Source organism: Mitsuokella apri (assembly GCF_047974105.1).
GTDB lineage: Bacteria > Bacillota > Negativicutes > Selenomonadales > Selenomonadaceae > Mitsuokella.
The window spans coordinates 49,543-65,352 of the sequence record NZ_JBHYRS010000007.1 but is presented as its reverse complement, the minus strand read 5'-3'; the positions used below and the strand labels follow the sequence as shown (position 1 = coordinate 65,352).

15 protein-coding genes are annotated in these 15,810 nt (G+C 51.5%); 4 read left to right on the top strand and 11 right to left on the bottom strand.

Going from position 1 to position 15,810, the window contains the following annotated elements:
- Positions 1-27 precede the first annotated feature (27 nt).
- The 5 genes from ACE419_RS09555 to hydF form a co-directional block, all read right to left on the bottom strand.
- Positions 28-921 (bottom strand): ROK family protein, encoded by an 894-nt coding sequence (locus ACE419_RS09555; RefSeq protein ID WP_435721847.1) that lies wholly within the window; start codon positions 919-921, stop codon positions 28-30.
- A gap of 36 nt (positions 922-957) precedes the next feature.
- Entirely contained in the window at positions 958-2,022 is a 1,065-nt protein-coding gene (gene hydE, locus ACE419_RS09550) for a [FeFe] hydrogenase H-cluster radical SAM maturase HydE (RefSeq protein ID WP_435721846.1), read from the bottom strand.
- Entirely contained in the window at positions 2,019-2,675 is a 657-nt protein-coding gene (locus ACE419_RS09545; RefSeq protein WP_435721845.1) for a hypothetical protein, read from the bottom strand. The genes hydE and ACE419_RS09545 overlap by 4 nt, the downstream gene beginning before the upstream one ends.
- A gap of 79 nt (positions 2,676-2,754) precedes the next feature.
- On the bottom strand, positions 2,755-3,690 hold the full coding sequence (gene metA / locus ACE419_RS09540) for a homoserine O-acetyltransferase MetA (protein ID WP_435721844.1): 936 nt from the start codon (positions 3,688-3,690) through the stop codon (positions 2,755-2,757).
- Positions 3,691-3,889: 199 nt separating this feature from the next.
- Positions 3,890-5,125: a [FeFe] hydrogenase H-cluster maturation GTPase HydF gene (hydF, locus tag ACE419_RS09535; protein WP_435721843.1), complete on the bottom strand. Its 1,236-nt coding sequence runs from the start codon at positions 5,123-5,125 to the stop codon at positions 3,890-3,892.
- Between the two features lie 100 nt (positions 5,126-5,225).
- On the opposite strand from hydF, the gene ACE419_RS09530 reads away from it, so the two are divergent.
- Positions 5,226-5,810, top strand: a complete 585-nt coding sequence (locus tag ACE419_RS09530) for a hypothetical protein (protein ID WP_435721842.1) — start codon at positions 5,226-5,228, stop codon at positions 5,808-5,810.
- A gap of 104 nt (positions 5,811-5,914) precedes the next feature.
- Here ACE419_RS09530 and ACE419_RS09525 read toward each other — a convergent pair whose 3' ends face one another.
- The 5 genes from ACE419_RS09525 to ACE419_RS09505 form a co-directional block, all read right to left on the bottom strand.
- On the bottom strand, positions 5,915-6,124 hold the full coding sequence (locus ACE419_RS09525; protein WP_435721841.1) for a hypothetical protein: 210 nt from the start codon (positions 6,122-6,124) through the stop codon (positions 5,915-5,917).
- Between the two features lie 277 nt (positions 6,125-6,401).
- Positions 6,402-7,256 carry a PHP domain-containing protein gene (locus tag ACE419_RS09520; protein WP_435721840.1) on the bottom strand — a complete coding sequence of 285 codons (855 nt, stop codon included), beginning with the start codon at positions 7,254-7,256 and terminating at the stop codon, positions 6,402-6,404.
- Positions 7,257-8,060 carry an HAD family hydrolase gene (locus ACE419_RS09515; RefSeq protein ID WP_435721839.1) on the bottom strand — a complete coding sequence of 268 codons (804 nt, stop codon included), beginning with the start codon at positions 8,058-8,060 and terminating at the stop codon, positions 7,257-7,259.
- 184 nt (positions 8,061-8,244) lie between these two features.
- Positions 8,245-9,633, bottom strand: coding sequence for an aspartate ammonia-lyase (locus tag ACE419_RS09510; RefSeq protein WP_435721838.1), 1,389 nt, complete (start codon positions 9,631-9,633; stop codon positions 8,245-8,247).
- Positions 9,634-9,702: 69 nt separating this feature from the next.
- Positions 9,703-11,091 carry an aspartate aminotransferase family protein gene (locus ACE419_RS09505; RefSeq protein WP_435721837.1) on the bottom strand — a complete coding sequence of 463 codons (1,389 nt, stop codon included), beginning with the start codon at positions 11,089-11,091 and terminating at the stop codon, positions 9,703-9,705.
- A 223-nt stretch (positions 11,092-11,314) separates the two neighbouring features.
- On the opposite strand from ACE419_RS09505, the gene ACE419_RS09500 reads away from it, so the two are divergent.
- Positions 11,315-12,502: a PucR family transcriptional regulator gene (locus tag ACE419_RS09500; protein WP_435721836.1), complete on the top strand. Its 1,188-nt coding sequence runs from the start codon at positions 11,315-11,317 to the stop codon at positions 12,500-12,502.
- A gap of 100 nt (positions 12,503-12,602) precedes the next feature.
- Complete coding sequence (gene nagA, locus ACE419_RS09495; RefSeq protein ID WP_435721835.1) at positions 12,603-13,766, top strand: N-acetylglucosamine-6-phosphate deacetylase; 1,164 nt, start codon at positions 12,603-12,605, stop codon at positions 13,764-13,766.
- Between the two features lie 67 nt (positions 13,767-13,833).
- On the opposite strand, the gene ACE419_RS09490 is transcribed toward nagA, so the two are convergent.
- Complete coding sequence (locus ACE419_RS09490) at positions 13,834-15,201, bottom strand: MFS transporter (RefSeq protein WP_435721834.1); 1,368 nt, start codon at positions 15,199-15,201, stop codon at positions 13,834-13,836.
- A gap of 301 nt (positions 15,202-15,502) precedes the next feature.
- Here ACE419_RS09490 and ACE419_RS09485 point away from each other — a divergent pair, with 301 nt between their 5' ends.
- Positions 15,503-15,742, top strand: a complete 240-nt coding sequence (locus ACE419_RS09485) for a DUF4405 domain-containing protein (RefSeq protein WP_432646343.1) — start codon at positions 15,503-15,505, stop codon at positions 15,740-15,742.
- The last annotated feature ends 68 nt before the right edge of the window (positions 15,743-15,810 follow it).

Sequence of the window (15,810 nt, the reverse complement as noted above, 5' to 3'; positions counted from 1 at the left end):
GCCATCCCAAAAGGATGACCTGTTTTTTCATGCATGAAGCAGTGCATACAATGCGCCGAGCATGCCCGCATCATTGCCAAGTACGGCAAATTCCAAACGCGTATGTTCCCGCATGGCCGGCATAACGAGCGTTTCCAGTCTTCTTTGCAGCATGGGCCCCATGATTTTCTTCTGAGCCATGATGCCGCCCCCGAGTACGATGACTTCAGGATTTAAGAGGCAGCAGACGGCCGCAATGCCTTCGCCGAGATTATCCGCCAAGGTGGAAATTGCCGTCAGCGCATCTTCATCGCCCTCCTGCGCCCACTCAAAGACCATCTCACCCGTAATTTCCGAGGGGCTCATATTGTTGGCAAAAGCGGCGTCGCGAATCAGAGCGCGGGTTGAAGCGACATCTTCTAAAATGCGCTTCTCTCCGTGCAGGCGCAGATATCCGAGCTCGCCGGCACTGAAGCTTGCACCATGCCAGATTCTGCCTTGCTGCACAAAACAGCCGCCAAGATTCGTGCCAACGGTCATCATAAAAGCGGATTCTGCGTTCTTTGCCGCCCCCAGCCAGACCTCGCCGAGAGCCGCTGCATTGACATCGTTTTCGACGAGAACAGGCAGACCGACTGCCTCGCGGACAATTTTGCCAAGCTTTGTACCGCTGTACCCGGGAAAAGTCGCCTCGCCAGCAAAGACAATCTCACCATCTGTGCCCGGCCGCACAATACCGGCCGTATCAATGGCCACGCCGGCAAGTTCGTGACGTTTTGCCAGGTCCCCGACAATTGCGATGACTTTTTGCGGGATGGCGGCACCGCCGTCAACGCGTGCCCGTGTCGGCTGTGAAGATTTTTCCAGGAAGGACCCTTCTTCCGTAGCACAGCCATATTTGATGGAAGTACCGCCTATATCGATGACAGCATATTTTTTCATAAAGTCCCTTCCCTTCTATATTCTATCGGCCTGATATCAGGAACGCTCCTGCACCTGCCGGTGATGACGAAAGCCCTTGTCTGATGCAACAAAGCGCCCCATCGCCTTGATGCGTCCGCCCATACAGCTGCGGCACTGTGCCGGCGTATCGGCCACACAGATTTTGCCGGGATAAAGTGCGTATTTCCGGCGCGAATCCCCTTCCGTGACATTCGGCATGACGACATTGGCCCCCGAAGCCAGAATGAGTTCCCGTCCCCGCGGCACCATCGTTTCCATTGCCGTCGTCGCAGGGATATTCGCTTCCGGAAGAAGCAGGCGCAAAAGCGACACCATGCGCCGCGTCAGATGAAAATCGCCCTTAGCCGCCTTCCCCAAAGGCGTGTCCGGATTGGGAATCAGCGGGCCAATGCCGACCATATCGGCATCGAGCTGCTGATAAAAGAGAATATCCTCTGCAATGGAAGTTACACTCTGCCCCGGCAGACCTACAAGCGTCCCTGTTCCGACTTCATAGCCGAGAGCGCGCAGATCCATGAGACAGCGCACGCGGTTATCATAGCTCATGCCTGGGTCCAGAGATTCATAAAGAGACTTATCCGTCGTTTCAATACGCAGCAGATAGCGGTCAGCCCCAGCTTCACGCCAGAGTTTGTATTCGTCAAAACTGCGTTCCCCCACGGATAACGTGACAGCAAGGTCCATGCTCTTGATGCGCCGAATAATCTCCGCCAGTCGCTCTGCCGTAAAATACAGGTCCTCACCGGACTGCAGTACGACAGTTTGATAGCCATACCCCTTTGCCTTTTGGGCAAGACGGACGATTTCATCAGCCGTCAGCCTGTAGCGCTCAATCTTATGATTGTCACGGCGCAGTCCGCAGTACATGCAGTCCTGCCGGCAAATATTCGAGAACTCAATAAGCCCGCGCAGATGCACGCCATCTCCCACAAAAATCTGCCTGACCCTGTCTGCTGCCTTCGCCAAATCATCTTCTGCTCCGACAGCCTGCAGCAAATGTACAATTTCCATTTTTGTCAGTTGATGCGCCGTCTCCGCCTTTGCTATGAGTTTTTGTTCAAGAGTTTGGCCAGTCATCATTTTTTCGCTGCAGTCTTCGTCACCGTGTCGTTCTGCAAAGGATTCACAGCCGGCTGGAAGAGCGGATCTTTCTTCGTCTTGAGGATTTTGGCGTCCGCTGCACTGAGTTTGCCCTTTGTACGCGCTAAGAGTTCATCCTGATGTTTGGCCGCATACTGCAAAATGGCATTGCAGAACTTGGATTCCACATCTTTGCCGGACATCTTGTTCATATCGATCGTCGGACCATCTGTATTGGAACTCAGTGCCGACCAGGTACTGTCGAGGTCATCATGTTTCGTGACTTTGACCGTGCGGCTGCGCAAATCAATGGCGAGATAATCGGCCGAGCCGACGAGATCATCGTAGCCCTTGACCGATTCCATCTTCCAGCGGCGCTTGTCGATGACATCCTGCTTCTGCACATCGTCAAACGTGCGCAGCGTCGGCACAATCAGGGTACCGATATCAATATCACCATTTGGCTTAACGCCGTAGCACATCTGCTCTTTATTGAAGTAATAATTTTGGCGCGAAGTCGACTGCACCCACTGAAAGACCGTTTCCGGCACTTCAATCCGTGCACTCGCCTGACAAACCGGTACCGCCGAAAAAAGGACAGCTGCTGTCATAACGCCGAAACATGCATTTTTGATGATTCTCATAGCTCTCATGAAGAATTTTCCCCCTATATTCTGGAATGAGATTATTATAGAACAGGCGGCTGAAAGTTAAGTGAAGTCTCAGGACGCTTTAATCATCATTCTCTTTGTAAAGCTCATCAAGAACATACGGCGTCTCCTGATAGACGTAATAGTTGAGCCAGTTGGCAAAAAGGAGATGCGCTACACTGCGCCAGCGCACAATCGGTTTTTTCGTAGGATCATCATCCGGATAATAATTCTGCGGGATTTTCGGATGCATGCCAGCCTTTTCATCGCGGTCGTATTCCTGTTTGAGTGTCAGAGGATCGTATTCTGCGTGGCCCGTGATGAAGAACTGGCGCTTCTTGAGATTGGCAATGGCATAAACGCCGGCATCGCCCTCTGCCTCGGCCAGAATCGTGAGTTCCGGAACTTTCTCGATATCCTCGCGGTGATTTTCCGTATGGCGCGAATGCGGCACATAGAATTCATCATCAAAGCCGCGGAAGAGCTTCTCATGCTCGACACAGAGATGGTGCTTATAAACGCCAAAGATTTTCTGCGGCACCTGATACTTGGGAACGCCGTAGTGATAGTAAAGACCAGCCTGAGCGCCCCAGCAGATATGGAACGTCGAATAGACATGTGTTTTACTCCATTCCATAATCTCGGAGATTTCGTCCCAATAAGCGACTTCCTCAAACGGCATCATCTCGACCGGAGCGCCCGTGATGATCATGCCATCGTATTTTTTGTGGCGAACTTCGGCGAATGTACCATAAAATTCCGTCAAATACTCCTGCGGCGTATGGCTCGGCGTATACGACTCCGTATAAATAAAATCCACTTCAACCTGCAGCGGCGTGTTGCCGAGCAGACGCAAAAGCTGCGTTTCCGTGATGTATTTAATCGGCATGAGGTTCAGAATGAGAATCTTAAGAGGTCGTATATCCTGGCTATAGGCGCGGTCTGCATCCATGACGAAGATATTCTCCCCCTCGAGAATATGGGCAGCCGGCAGATTGTTCGGTATTTTAATTGGCATGAAAACACTTCCTTCCACATGCCACAAACATGTCTCAGACATGTTCTACATGATAATTGCGGCAAATAAAACGTGCAAAAGGTATAATCTTTTTTATTATACCACAGACGCTGTAAAAAAAGTCAGCCAAGCCGGACAAAAGACATCTGCTTCGGTATAAAGGACAGCCCGCGTCTGTAAAATTGTAAGTCATTTCGCATCATTGGACGCCCGGAATCCTGACATCGTCGAGAATGCCCAGCAGTGCCGCAATGGCCATGCCGTAATTCGTCATGGGTACATTCTGCCTGCGGCAGGCAGCTGCACGGCTCATGACATAAGCGCGGTTGAACATGCAGGCCCCGCAGTGAATGACCATATCAAAAGAAGACAGGTCCTCCGGAAAATCATGTCCGGAACACACGGTAATTTCAATGCTTTTGCCTAAATTTCTGCGAAGCAGGCGCGGCAGTTTGACACGGCCGATATCTTCCTGCAGAGGCTTGTGCGTGCAGGCCTCTGCAATCAGAATATGTGCATCTGCCGAAAGTTTCAGCAGCTGGCGCGCCGAAGCCGCAAAAAAGGCAGCATCGCCCTTATAAGCAGCAAACAAAACCGAAAAAGAAGTCAGCTGACTGCCCTTTGGCAGCAGTGCATGGACCTCACGAAAAGCCTGTGAATCCGTAATGACAAGCTCCGGCGGCCTGACAAATGATGCCAGCATACCCGGCAGACAGTCCGTCGTACAGCACGAAACCAGGCATTTGCGGTCTAAAAGTTCGCGCAGGGTCTGCACCTGCGGCAAAATCAGACGCCCCTTAGGGGCCTGAATATCCTGCGGCATGACCAAAAGCACATGGCTGCCGCTCTGGCAGACTTTGCCCGTGATGGAGCGGGCCTGATAATCTTCCGGCAGCTGTCTTGCGATTTCGGCGCGCAGTTTCTCGATGCCAGCTCCCGTCTTCGAGCTGATGCAGACCGGCGAAATCTTTGTCCCCTCAAAAATACATTTTGCCAGCGCGCGGCCGCCATCTTCCATTTCATCCGTACGGCTGACAACCGGAATGACTGGAATCTGGCGTTTCTGCAGAGACTGCAGCCAGCAAAATTCCTCGGCAAAATCGTCTTCCGCAGCGCGCTTTTCGCAAATTTCATCCTGATGAAACAGCACCAGTGCAATATCGGTCTCCTTCGCTGCGTCCTTCGTGCGGGAGACGCGCAGCCCGCCAAGACTGCCCACATCATCAAAACCAGCCGTGTCGATAAAGACAACCGGCCCAATGCCGTGTATTTCCATGGCTTTATAGACAGGATCCGTAGTCGTTCCCGGCACCGGCGAGACCGTGGCGACATTTTGCCCTGTCAAAGCGTTGACAAGAGATGATTTGCCGCTGTTGCGGCGGCCAAACAGGCCGATATGCAGGCGCATGGCCCTCGGCGTATCATTAAGACTCATCACACATTCCCTCCATTCTCATGCTTTCAGTATATCATAGCAGAAAATACCTTCCCATGATAAAATAGAATTATTCCAGTAAAGAAAACGAGGTTTTACCATGAGCGATTACACAAATTTTGAAGTCGGCCAGAAATTTCCACTGCCGATTGCCACGCAGGCCGATGGTGCTATGTTCCAGGTCGACGCCAACGGCGCCATGTTCATCCTGCAGCTTTCACACACAGATGTCATTGCACGCGAAGCCTTCCGCACGGGCAAAATGGAATTTGCCTTCTACGAGCAGGATGGACTTCTCTTTCTGCTTTACCAGATTGACGGCATCTTCAAAGAAGGCTGGGGCGATGCGCCGCTTTCCCTGCATACCCTGAAACCGAAATTCCTGCCCAACGAAAAGAGCCTGCAGGATAAGACGCTTCATCTCTATTTAGTCGATACGACCCTGCAGATTCTGCTGGCTCAGCGTGACATTGAACTGAATGATAAATGCCGGGCCATCATCCAAAAACACGTTGAGACACAAAAAAAGAAGCCGTTCTCCGACGAAGGCTTCCGCAAAAAGGTCCAAAAAATCTGGCAGACAAAAACACCGGCCATGATGCGTAAAGAAGCAGCTGCCGTACAGGAAGTCCCTCTTGACATTCCACTCGCCCCTTCTGAAGCTGCTAAGAAAAAGCTTCATTAATATATAGCAATATACAGCCTATCTGCCAATACCTGCATTAGATAGAAAAAAGACCCGTCTCTTGTGACGAGTCTTTTTTTATTGAACAAAATTTAAGCAGCTGTTTAGGCAACACCCTCTGCAGCAACAGCCGTGCGCTTATTGAGCCATTTCTCTACGAGCTCATGCTCATCGGCTTCCTTTGCCTTGACATCCGAGCCGGCTGCGTATTCTGCAAAGCTCTTGCCCATGAGTTTGGCAGCTTTGCCAAACTGTCTGACTCTTACCGGCACGTATACTTCTTCCATCCACTGCGAATAAATCTGTACTTTCATGATAATCTCTCCTTGAACTGCATGATCGCAAAATCAGTAATGGTAACAAACACCCACGACTCACTTCTGTCAATCGTCCAGATCACAAGACAAACTTTCCTTCATGTGCTGGTTCTCAAGGAGAACATCCACGCTGCTAAAAGTCTGTGCCACCATCTTGTTAATCAGATGACTTTCTTTCAAGCTGAGTTGTATCCCGGTTCGATGATTATTATACCGTGACCGGTTCCAATCGTCAAGAGGCAATCAATAAAAAACATGATACAATATACGAAATTTATTTCAAATCGAATGAAGTAAAGGTGCGTTTGCGTTTATCAAAGCGGACTGTTCCCGTATAACCAAAGCGTTTCGCATAGTCCACAGCCATCTGGTTGTAGTTGCCGCAGTCCTCCGGCTTGTGCGCATCCGATGTCGTGATGATGGGCAGGTCATACTGCGCCGCGAGCTTCATGAAGTCCGGATACGGCGAGATTTCATGAATGGGATAGCGGTAATACGTCCCTGTATTGACATCGACGACCATATTGGCCTTCTTGAGCGCTTTAACAACGCGCGTGAGATACGGCGTGACATCAAAATCCGGCAGATAGCGGAACAGACGGATGTTGAACGGATGGCCAAGTACATCGTAAAGGCCCGAGTCAGCAAGCTTCTCGACTTCCTCCGTATACCATTCATAAATATCCTCAAGGGGATGCTTGTCCCATTCTGCCTTGATTTCCGATGAATCGTAGGCCCAGCCATGCAGAAAATGGACGGAGCCAATCAGATAGTCAAAGTCGTAGTCCTTGAGGATATCCCGCACTTTCCCCTGATCCTGAAAATTGCAGACTTCCATGCCAATCTTGACATTGTGCTTCTGCTGCAGCTTGTGCATGAAGGCAAAGTATTCGTCAATCGTATACTTGAACTTATTGCTCTTGAGCCATTGCTGCTGAAACCTGCCGATGAACGAATCATCGAGCACGAGGTCCTCATAGTAAAGGGATTTGAACTCAGGGAACGTATGCGAATGCTCCGAGATGCCGATTTCTTTGAGGCCGCGCTTCTTCGCTGCCGTAAAGAACCCTTCGACCCAATTCTCATCGTAAGAGCCCTTTTCAAAATGCATGTGATAATCCGTACGCATTTACATCAGTCCTTCTTTCATCATACGTTTGATGCCAAGCAGCACGCCCTTATTTTCATTGGTATCCGTCTCAAAGTTGGCAATCTTCTTGATTTCCGGATAGGCGTTTTTCATCGCAAAGCTGTATTTTACCGAAGCGAGCATTTCCGCATCGTTCATGAAATCGCCAAACGCTGCGCATTCATCGGGACGGATGCCAAAGCGCCGCTGCACTTCCTGCACGGCAATGCCCTTATTGATATGCGGATGCATGAGGTCCACCCAATAGTCGCTTGACAAAACGACCTGCAGCTGCGGCTCAAACTGCTTCATAACGGGATAAATCGTCTCCGCTGCGTGACCGGAAGGGTCAAAAAATGACGTCTTGATTGGCGTATCCGGCACATCAATAAACGACGGAATCGGCTCAGAATGCGTATAGTATTTATGAAGCTCCTTAAGAAATTCCTCCGTATACTGTCTCGTGAGCACATAGCCGTTCTTCATGCCGCAGAAAACGCCGTAAATATTCGGCAGGCTTTCTGCTGTTTTTAAAACCTGCTGGGCCAGCTGCTTGTCCATCGGGCAGGAAAAAATCAATTCATCGCGATACATGACCATCGTGCCATTTTCCGCGAGAAAGAGGAAGTCGTCCTTGTAGTTCTGGAAGCTGTCTTCCAAAGAATAGTATTGACGGCCGGAAGCCGGCGCGAACATCACGCCGCGCTTCTTGAGCTCTGTCACGATTTCGTCAAAGCCTGCCGGCACATTGCCCCGGTCATCGAGCAGCGTCCCGTCCATATCCGAGAAAATAATCTTTATCATACATTCCCTCACAATCTAAACTTCTAACCCGCCCAAAGCGGTCCTTACAGCATCAAAAGACATTCTCATTATAACAGGAATGGCCGGCTGGTTTCAATGCAGAAAAAACTGCTGCATCGAGGAGATGCAGCAGTCTGAGCGTAAGAAAAGGGAATAAAAATGGACGGTTTCAGGATATTTAAAATCAGCTGGCAATGCCCGGCGTCGTCATGTGTTCCGGGGAAAGGATGCTGTGCAGGCGGCTGACAGGCAGCAGGCCCTCTTCCTCCACGATTTCTTCGATGGGGCGGCCGGTCTGATAGGCCTTGCGCGCGAGGCGTGCCGAATTTTCATAGCCGATATGCGGCAGCAGGGCCGTGACAACGCCCACACTGTGACGGACCCATTCCGTGCACTGTTTGCGGTTGGCCTCAAGCCCCTCAAGCAGTTTTTCGCGGAACGTATTGACGGCTTCCGTCATGTAATTCATCGAATTGAACAGATTGAAGGCCATGACCGGCTCCATGACATTGAGCTCGAACTGTCCGTTTTCCACGGCCATGCTCAGCGCAAGGTCGTTGCCGATGACCTGATAGCAGACCTGGTCAAGGACTTCCGCAATGACCGGATTGACCTTGCCCGGCATGATGGAGCTGCCCGGCTGGCGCGCCGGCAGTTTGAGCTCGTTGAGTCCGCAGCGAGGACCTGAGGCCATCAGGCGGATATCATTGGCCATCTTGATGAGGACGAGGGCCGTGACTTTCATGGCTGCGGAAACGTCGGCGAAACCATCCGTATTATTCGTGGCATCCACGAGATTGTCGGCCGTATGGAAGTCTTCCTTCGTAATCGCGGAAAGGTGCTCGGCGACAAGGCGGATGTACTTCGGCTCGGCGTTAAGGCCCGTCCCCACAGCCGTTGCGCCCATATTGATGGTATGGATGCCCGCAATGGCAGTCTGCAGGCGGCGGCTGGCACGGCGCACAGCTGAAGCATATGCCGCCATCTCCTGCCCTAACGTGATAGGCACGGCATCCTGCAGATGCGTACGGCCCATCTTGATGACATCATGGAATTCATTGGCTTTGGCGTCAAGGCCGTCTGCCAGTTTATCAAGCGCTGCAGTCAGGCGCTGACTCTTGCTGCAGAGGCATACCTTGATGCCAGTTGGAAAGGAATCATTCGTGGACTGGGCCATGTTGACATGATTGTTCGGCGAAACAATGTCATAAGAGCCGCGCGGCTTTCCGAGAAGATCAAGGGCACGGTTGGCGAGTACTTCATTCATATTCATATTGATGGAAGTACCTGCACCGCCCTGAATCGGGTCCACTGGAAACTGGTCATCCCAGCGGCCATTGATGACTTCATTAGCCGCTGTGATAATGGCCTGCCCGATGCGCGGCGTCAGACGGCTCGTCTCCATATTGGCAATAGCAGCAGCTTTCTTGACCTTCGCCAGCGAAGCGATGAATTCAGGGTCCAGATGCTGATGTGTAATCTTGAAATTCTCCATGGCACGCATCGTCTGTACGCCATACAGCACTTCATCCGGCACTTCCATCTCACCGAGGAAATCATGTTCCACTCTCATTTTTTCTGCTCCTCTCCAAAATTAATGAAATGCATCCATATCTAAAAACAAATAGCTGAAAGGCTGACTTCAGGCACCGACATTTGCATGGACCTGTTCTTTATAACCAATGCTTTTGCGGATGGACTGTTCAAAAATACGCAGGCCCGCCTCAAGCTGCACATTCGTCATGACCAGCGGTGCCAGGAAGCGGATGACATTGCCGTAAATACCGGCACCTTCGACGAGCAGGCCATGACGGGCATTTTCCTCGATGATGGCCTTCGTGAGTTCGGGGGCAGGCTCTTTCGTCGAAAGATCTTTGACAAATTCGATGCCGACCATGCCGCCAAGGCCTCGTACATCGCCGATCACACCGTATTTCTGCTTCCATTCCTCATAGCGGGCCATGACCTTCCGGCCCATGGATACGGAACGCTCTGCCAAATGATCGCGCTCCATGATCTCGATGGTCTTGAGGGCTGCAGCACAGGCCAGCGCGTTGCCCCCAAACGTGCCGCCGATGACGCCTTTTGGCACCGACTGCATGATTTCTTCCCGCGCGATGATGGCGCTCAGCGGCACGCCGGCGGCAATGGACTTGGCCGTGGCGATGATGTCAGGCTGTACGCCGGCATCCTGCCAATAATCCGAGGCAAACATGCGTCCCGTACGGCAGAACCCCGACTGCACTTCATCGGCAATCAGCAGAATGCCGTGCTCATCACAGATTTTCCGCACGGCCTTGACCCATTCAATCGGGGCCGGAATAAAGCCGCCTTCGCCCTGCAGCGGTTCCACCACGATGGCGGCAACGTATTCGGCCGGTGAAGCATTCTCAAAGACTTCCTTCAATTTCCCGATGTAATACGGCAGAGCCGCTTCTTTCGGCATGCCGGCCGGACGTCGGTAAAGATAAGGAAACTCCGCGCGATAGACCCCGTCGGGGAACGGCCCCATGCCTTTCGCGTAAGCTTTTTTCGCCGTCATGGACATCGTCAGCAGCGTGCGGCCGTGAAAGGCACCGGAAAAGACGATGATATTCGGTCGTTTCGTGAAAGCCTTGGCCACCTTGACCGCATTTTCATCGGCCTCCGCGCCGCTGTTGGCAAAATACGTGCGTTTTTTCGCGCCGCGCACCGGTGCCATGCTGTTGAGTTTCTCAGCGAGCTTGACATACCCTTCATGCGTGACCACGTTAAACATGCCGTGGAAATATTTGTCAGCCTGTTCTTTGACGGCTGCCACGACTTCCGGATGGCAGTGACCGATGTTTAAGACACCGACACCGCCAATCCAATCGAGGAAGCGGTTGCCATCGAGGTCTTCGATGATGGCACCGGCCGCCCGCTTCATTGCGACTGGGTAGCCGCAGGAAATGGCATCAGGAACGGCCTGTTCACGGCGGGCAATCAAAGCCGCCGACTTAGGCCCCGGCAGTGTATCAGTAATGATTTCAGGCAAAGCATCGCTTAACATGATGAATCCCTCCAATTGCATTTTTGGCAAAAGAAAAGCGATACGGCAGGCTGCCTGTACCAGCGCCATTGCCGTATCGCTTTTGTCTCTTTTGTTTTATGCATTTAGTTTAACGCAGGGCCGACCGCGCGGCAAGGGGCCGCAAACATGATTTTCTCCTAAAGAATTGTACTTACAGCACAAATTTTATATAATACCAACAGAAGAGAAAGGAGGATTCCGCATGTCCATTCCCATTCAGGCCATTTACGAAACAACAGGAGCCCACTACGGTCTGCGCCTGCTGACCGGTGAAAACGGCCTCACAAAAGAATTTACCTGGGTACAGCTCTGCGAAGACATCGGCAATGCGAGTTTTTTCCGCGGCAATGAACTCGTCATCACGACGGGACTCTCGTCCAATCACGCAAACTGGCTGCAGGATTTCATCAAAGAACTCATCCGCCATCGCGCCTGCGGCCTCATTATCTACATCGGCAAATACATTCAGGAAAAAGATATCACGCCGGATATCATTGCCTTCTGTCAGGAGCAGCATTTCCCCTTATTTTCCCTGCCATGGCAAGTCCATCTGGCCGACATCATGCAGGATTACTGCGAGCGCCTGCTGCGCGCCCGTCAAAAGGAAATGGACCTGGAGCGGCTGCTGCGCAGTCTGCTGCTTCCCTGCAGCCGTCCGGAAAAATCTGAAAAATACCTGCAGGAACTTCGGGAACGCGGTCTCGAGGAAATGCCCTTTTCCCTTTTCGTTTTCCCTCTCAGGGCAGCACATCTCACCGATGAACAGCAGCAGTCCATCCGCCTTGCCTGGAAACGCCGTCTCAATCATCTTTCCCGCCGTTACAGCCTTTTCTTCTATAAAAAACAGCTCATTCTGATTCTTGCCAAACCTCAGGAAATCCAGTCAGGCCTTTTGCAGGAACTTAAAACAGAGCTGCCCAAGGGCGCACTTCCCGCCGCCAGCGGCGAGAGCAGGGTGCACGCAGATTGGCAGGAGCTCCCTGTCTCCTACGCCGAGGCCTGTGCAGCGGCCGCAGCAGCCGGTTTCCAGCAGAAAAGTCACCTCTGTTTTGACGAACTCGGCATTTACCGCCTTTTCTTTACCGTCTCCGACCGGAAACTGCTTCAAACGATGCGCAATGAACAGCTTTTTCCCCTGCAGGAATATGACAAAGCGCATCACACACATCTCTTAGACACTCTGCGCGCTTATCTCTTCCACGGCAACAGCCTGCAGCAGACGGCTGCCCTGACCTTCACGCACCGCAATACCGTCAATTACCGCATGAACAAAATTCGCGAGCTCACCGGCAGCGATTTTGCGGATGCCATCGTCTGCTTCCATTATATACTGGCTTTTTATCTCGACGATTACCTAAGGCTGCACGATACCCCTGACAAAACAACGTAAAATCCGCCATACCGCAGATTTGTTGATTCTTTCAGCATGTCTTATAATAGGGCTTAGACATACACCAACAAATAAATAAAATGCGAGGTTACATACAATAATGAAAGCAATCATCAACGGCAAATGCATTCTTCCTGATGAAACGGGAGACTTTAAGGTACGGGAAGGGCTTGTCCTTCTCTATGACCAGAAAATCCGCCATATCCTAGAAAAAGAGGAATTCACTTCCGGCAGCTATGCGGTCGATAAAACTATCGATGCAGCAGGCTGCTATGTCTCTCCGGGCTTCCTCAACGTCCACATCCACGGCTGCGTCGGCGCCGATACGATGGATGATGACCCGGAGGCCATTCATAAAATGCAGCTGTTTCAGGCTGAGACAGGTGTGACATCTTTTCTGCCGACGACCATGACCTATGATTTTAAGACACTCGACCGCGCTTTCTCCCATGTGCGCGAGGCCATGAAACGGCAGGACGGCGCGCGCGTGCTCGGCTGTCATATGGAAGGGCCTTTTATCAGCCCCGCCAAAAAGGGAGCACAGGCCGAGAAAAACATTGTGCCCGCAGATTTCACGAAAATTGCCCCGTATCAGGACATCGTCAAAATCATCACGATTGCCCCTGAAGAACTTCACGATAACGGACATTTCATTGCGCAGTGCCACAAGCATCAGATCGTCGTCTCACTCGGCCATACGGCAGCCGACTATGACACGGCCCGTAAGGCCATTGAAACATACGGTGCCAAGCACATCACGCATCTCTTTAACGCGATGACCGGTCTCCATCAGCGCCGTCCGGGTGTCGTTGGCGCCGCGCTCGATACCGATGCAAACTGCGAGCTCATCGTCGACAACGTTCACATTCATCCTGCTGTCCAGCGCCTTGTCTATAAGCTCAAGAAAAATCATCTGATTCTCATCACCGACTCCCTGCGCGCCTGCGGCCTCGGCGACGGCCCGTCGGAACTCGGCGGGCAGAAGGTTTTCGTCAAAGGCACGCTCGCCACACTTGCAGACGGCACCATCGCCGGCAGCGTGCTCTGCATGAATGACGGCCTGCGCATCTTCCACGAAAATACAAATGCTCCCATTGAAGAAGTCATCACCACGGTCACGAAGACACCCGCCATGGAACTTCACCTTTATGATGACCTCGGCTCCCTCAGTGTCGGCAAAAAAGCAGATATCACGATTTTTGACGATGCGTTCCACATTCAGCGCACCATCGTAGAAGGACGCGACGCCTACCTGAAAAAATAACCCTTCAGCTATCTGTTCATCAAAAAACGTCTCTCTGACATCCGTTCAAAGAGACGTTTTTTCATTTTTATTTCGCTTTCTTCTGCTCCCTGCGGGCAGCCGAAGGCACGATGCCAATAGCGCAGAGAATCGTAAAGACGATAAAGGAAATCTCGATATTGCGCAGGAGCTCATCATTTGAGGTCAAAAAATCCCAGTCCAATGACATAATCATCGTCACAATGGCCACCGAAGTGACCTGACCGACAAGGCGCACCGTACCGAGCATCGATGTCGCCAGACTGTAATACTTCTTCGGCACCGAGCCCATGATGGCATTGTTGTTCGGCGCGGCGAACAGGGCAAAGCCCACGCCGATGATCATGACGACAGGCACGACGAGCCAGAGGGATTCAAGATGCACCGCGAGGACAAGCCCCAAAATACCAAGGGCTGTAACGCCCATGCCCAGAGAGGCAATCTTTCCCGGAGGATATTTGTCGGAAAGTTTCCCCGCCATTGGTGAAAGCATCGCCATGACGATGGGCTGAATCAGCATCATGAAACCAGCCTCGCGTGACGAAAGCCCGAGAACCGACTGCAGATAAATGGACAGCAGGAAACTGATGCCAAACGTCGCGCTGTAATTGATCATGGCAGCAAGATTCGACAACGAGAATTCACGATTGCCGGCAAGGATATAAAGCGGCAGGATGGGGTCCTTTTCCTGAAGTTCATGACGTACGAAAAAAGCAAATACGAAAAGGCCGCCCAAAAGCACTGCAAAGGCCCACGAAAGATTCGCGAGCTCCGACAGGCCAAACATCGCCAGCACCATGGCAAAACCATAAAGGACAGCACCTTTGCCATCTACTCCCGTGACCTTCTGTGCCAGCCATTCCTCATGCAGATAACGCTGCGTCGCGAGCACGCAGGCAAGACAGGCCAGCGTGATAAAGATGAAAATGCTCTGCCAGCCCGCGTAATAATTGAGGAGGCCGCCGAGGACCGGCCCGCAAGCCAGTCCGACATAGACCATCGAGACCATCCAGCCAAGGGCCTGTCCCCGCTTTTCCGGCGGAAAGACCAAAGCGACAATGGACATATTCGTCGCGTAGAGCATCGCGGCCGCCACGCCCTGCAGCCCCCGCGCTGCGAGTAAGAACGTCATGTTGGGGGTAAAAATACATAGACATGAGGAAATTGTAAAGAGAAGTGTCCCCCAGAAGAAAATCCGCCGTTTGCCCAACCGGTCGGCCAGCTTGCCCATGGGCAGCAAAAAAACGATGGAGACGAGCAGAAAAATTTCCAGAACCCAGCCGAGCTCGTTGGCAGCAGCGCCATAAGCCCTGCCGATGTCTGGAAGTGAAAGCGTCAAAGCGCTGCTTGTAAACGGCGTCACGAAAGACGACATCATCATGATGAGAAGAATCTTATTTCTGTTTGTAACGGTCATATGCTTCACCACGGATTCATACACAAAAATACGGAACATCTTCAACCGGTCGCCAAAATGACCAGTCAATTGAGAATATCTCTATTTTAACGCAGGGCAGGCGCGAAAATCAATTCCTATCTTTTTTGATACTGCCTGCTAAAAATGACGGCAGCTTTGCAGCACAAACAAATAGAACCTTACTCAGAAAAATAATATAAGAAAATTTTATTTTATTTTCATATATTCTACACCAAAATTTCAGTTAAACTCGCTAAACTAAATGTAATTGAAATACCTCCGACTGAAAGAAGGGATTCTCATGAAAAAGAATTTTTATCTTGACCTGCTGCTATTCCTCAGCGGCCTCGTCTGCATCGTCACGGGCATCGTGCTCGACTTCCATCTTTTCGCCGGCTTCGGCAATGGACGTGCCGTCAAGGGGATTATCACCAACGTCCATACCTACAGCGGCTACATCATGATGATTGGCCTGCTCTTCCATCTCGTCTGGCATTGGCAGTGGGTCAAGGCCGTGGCCAAAAAGCAGCTCGGCAAATAAAACAGGCAAAGAAAAACGCGTTCCCAATGGGTTCGCGTTTTTCTTTGCCTGTTTGCTTCTATAATATA

What these genes read in the sequence shown, in the direction of transcription:
- ACE419_RS09555 (WP_435721847.1), bottom strand. Translation starts at nt 921, where the DNA reads ATGAAAAAATATGCTGTCATCGATATAGGCGGTACTTCCATCAAATAT.
- hydE (WP_435721846.1), bottom strand. Translation starts at nt 2,022, where the DNA reads ATGATGACTGGCCAAACTCTTGAACAAAAACTCATAGCAAAGGCGGAG.
- ACE419_RS09545 (WP_435721845.1), bottom strand. Translation starts at nt 2,675, where the DNA reads ATGAGAGCTATGAGAATCATCAAAAATGCATGTTTCGGCGTTATGACA.
- metA (WP_435721844.1), bottom strand. Translation starts at nt 3,690, where the DNA reads ATGCCAATTAAAATACCGAACAATCTGCCGGCTGCCCATATTCTCGAG.
- hydF (WP_435721843.1), bottom strand. Translation starts at nt 5,125, where the DNA reads ATGAGTCTTAATGATACGCCGAGGGCCATGCGCCTGCATATCGGCCTG.
- ACE419_RS09530 (WP_435721842.1), top strand. Translation starts at nt 5,226, where the DNA reads ATGAGCGATTACACAAATTTTGAAGTCGGCCAGAAATTTCCACTGCCG.
- ACE419_RS09525 (WP_435721841.1), bottom strand. Translation starts at nt 6,124, where the DNA reads ATGAAAGTACAGATTTATTCGCAGTGGATGGAAGAAGTATACGTGCCG.
- ACE419_RS09520 (WP_435721840.1), bottom strand. Translation starts at nt 7,256, where the DNA reads ATGCGTACGGATTATCACATGCATTTTGAAAAGGGCTCTTACGATGAG.
- ACE419_RS09515 (WP_435721839.1), bottom strand. Translation starts at nt 8,060, where the DNA reads ATGATAAAGATTATTTTCTCGGATATGGACGGGACGCTGCTCGATGAC.
- ACE419_RS09510 (WP_435721838.1), bottom strand. Translation starts at nt 9,633, where the DNA reads ATGAGAGTGGAACATGATTTCCTCGGTGAGATGGAAGTGCCGGATGAA.
- ACE419_RS09505 (WP_435721837.1), bottom strand. Translation starts at nt 11,091, where the DNA reads ATGTTAAGCGATGCTTTGCCTGAAATCATTACTGATACACTGCCGGGG.
- ACE419_RS09500 (WP_435721836.1), top strand. Translation starts at nt 11,315, where the DNA reads ATGTCCATTCCCATTCAGGCCATTTACGAAACAACAGGAGCCCACTAC.
- nagA (WP_435721835.1), top strand. Translation starts at nt 12,603, where the DNA reads ATGAAAGCAATCATCAACGGCAAATGCATTCTTCCTGATGAAACGGGA.
- ACE419_RS09490 (WP_435721834.1), bottom strand. Translation starts at nt 15,201, where the DNA reads ATGACCGTTACAAACAGAAATAAGATTCTTCTCATCATGATGATGTCG.
- ACE419_RS09485 (WP_432646343.1), top strand. Translation starts at nt 15,503, where the DNA reads ATGAAAAAGAATTTTTATCTTGACCTGCTGCTATTCCTCAGCGGCCTC.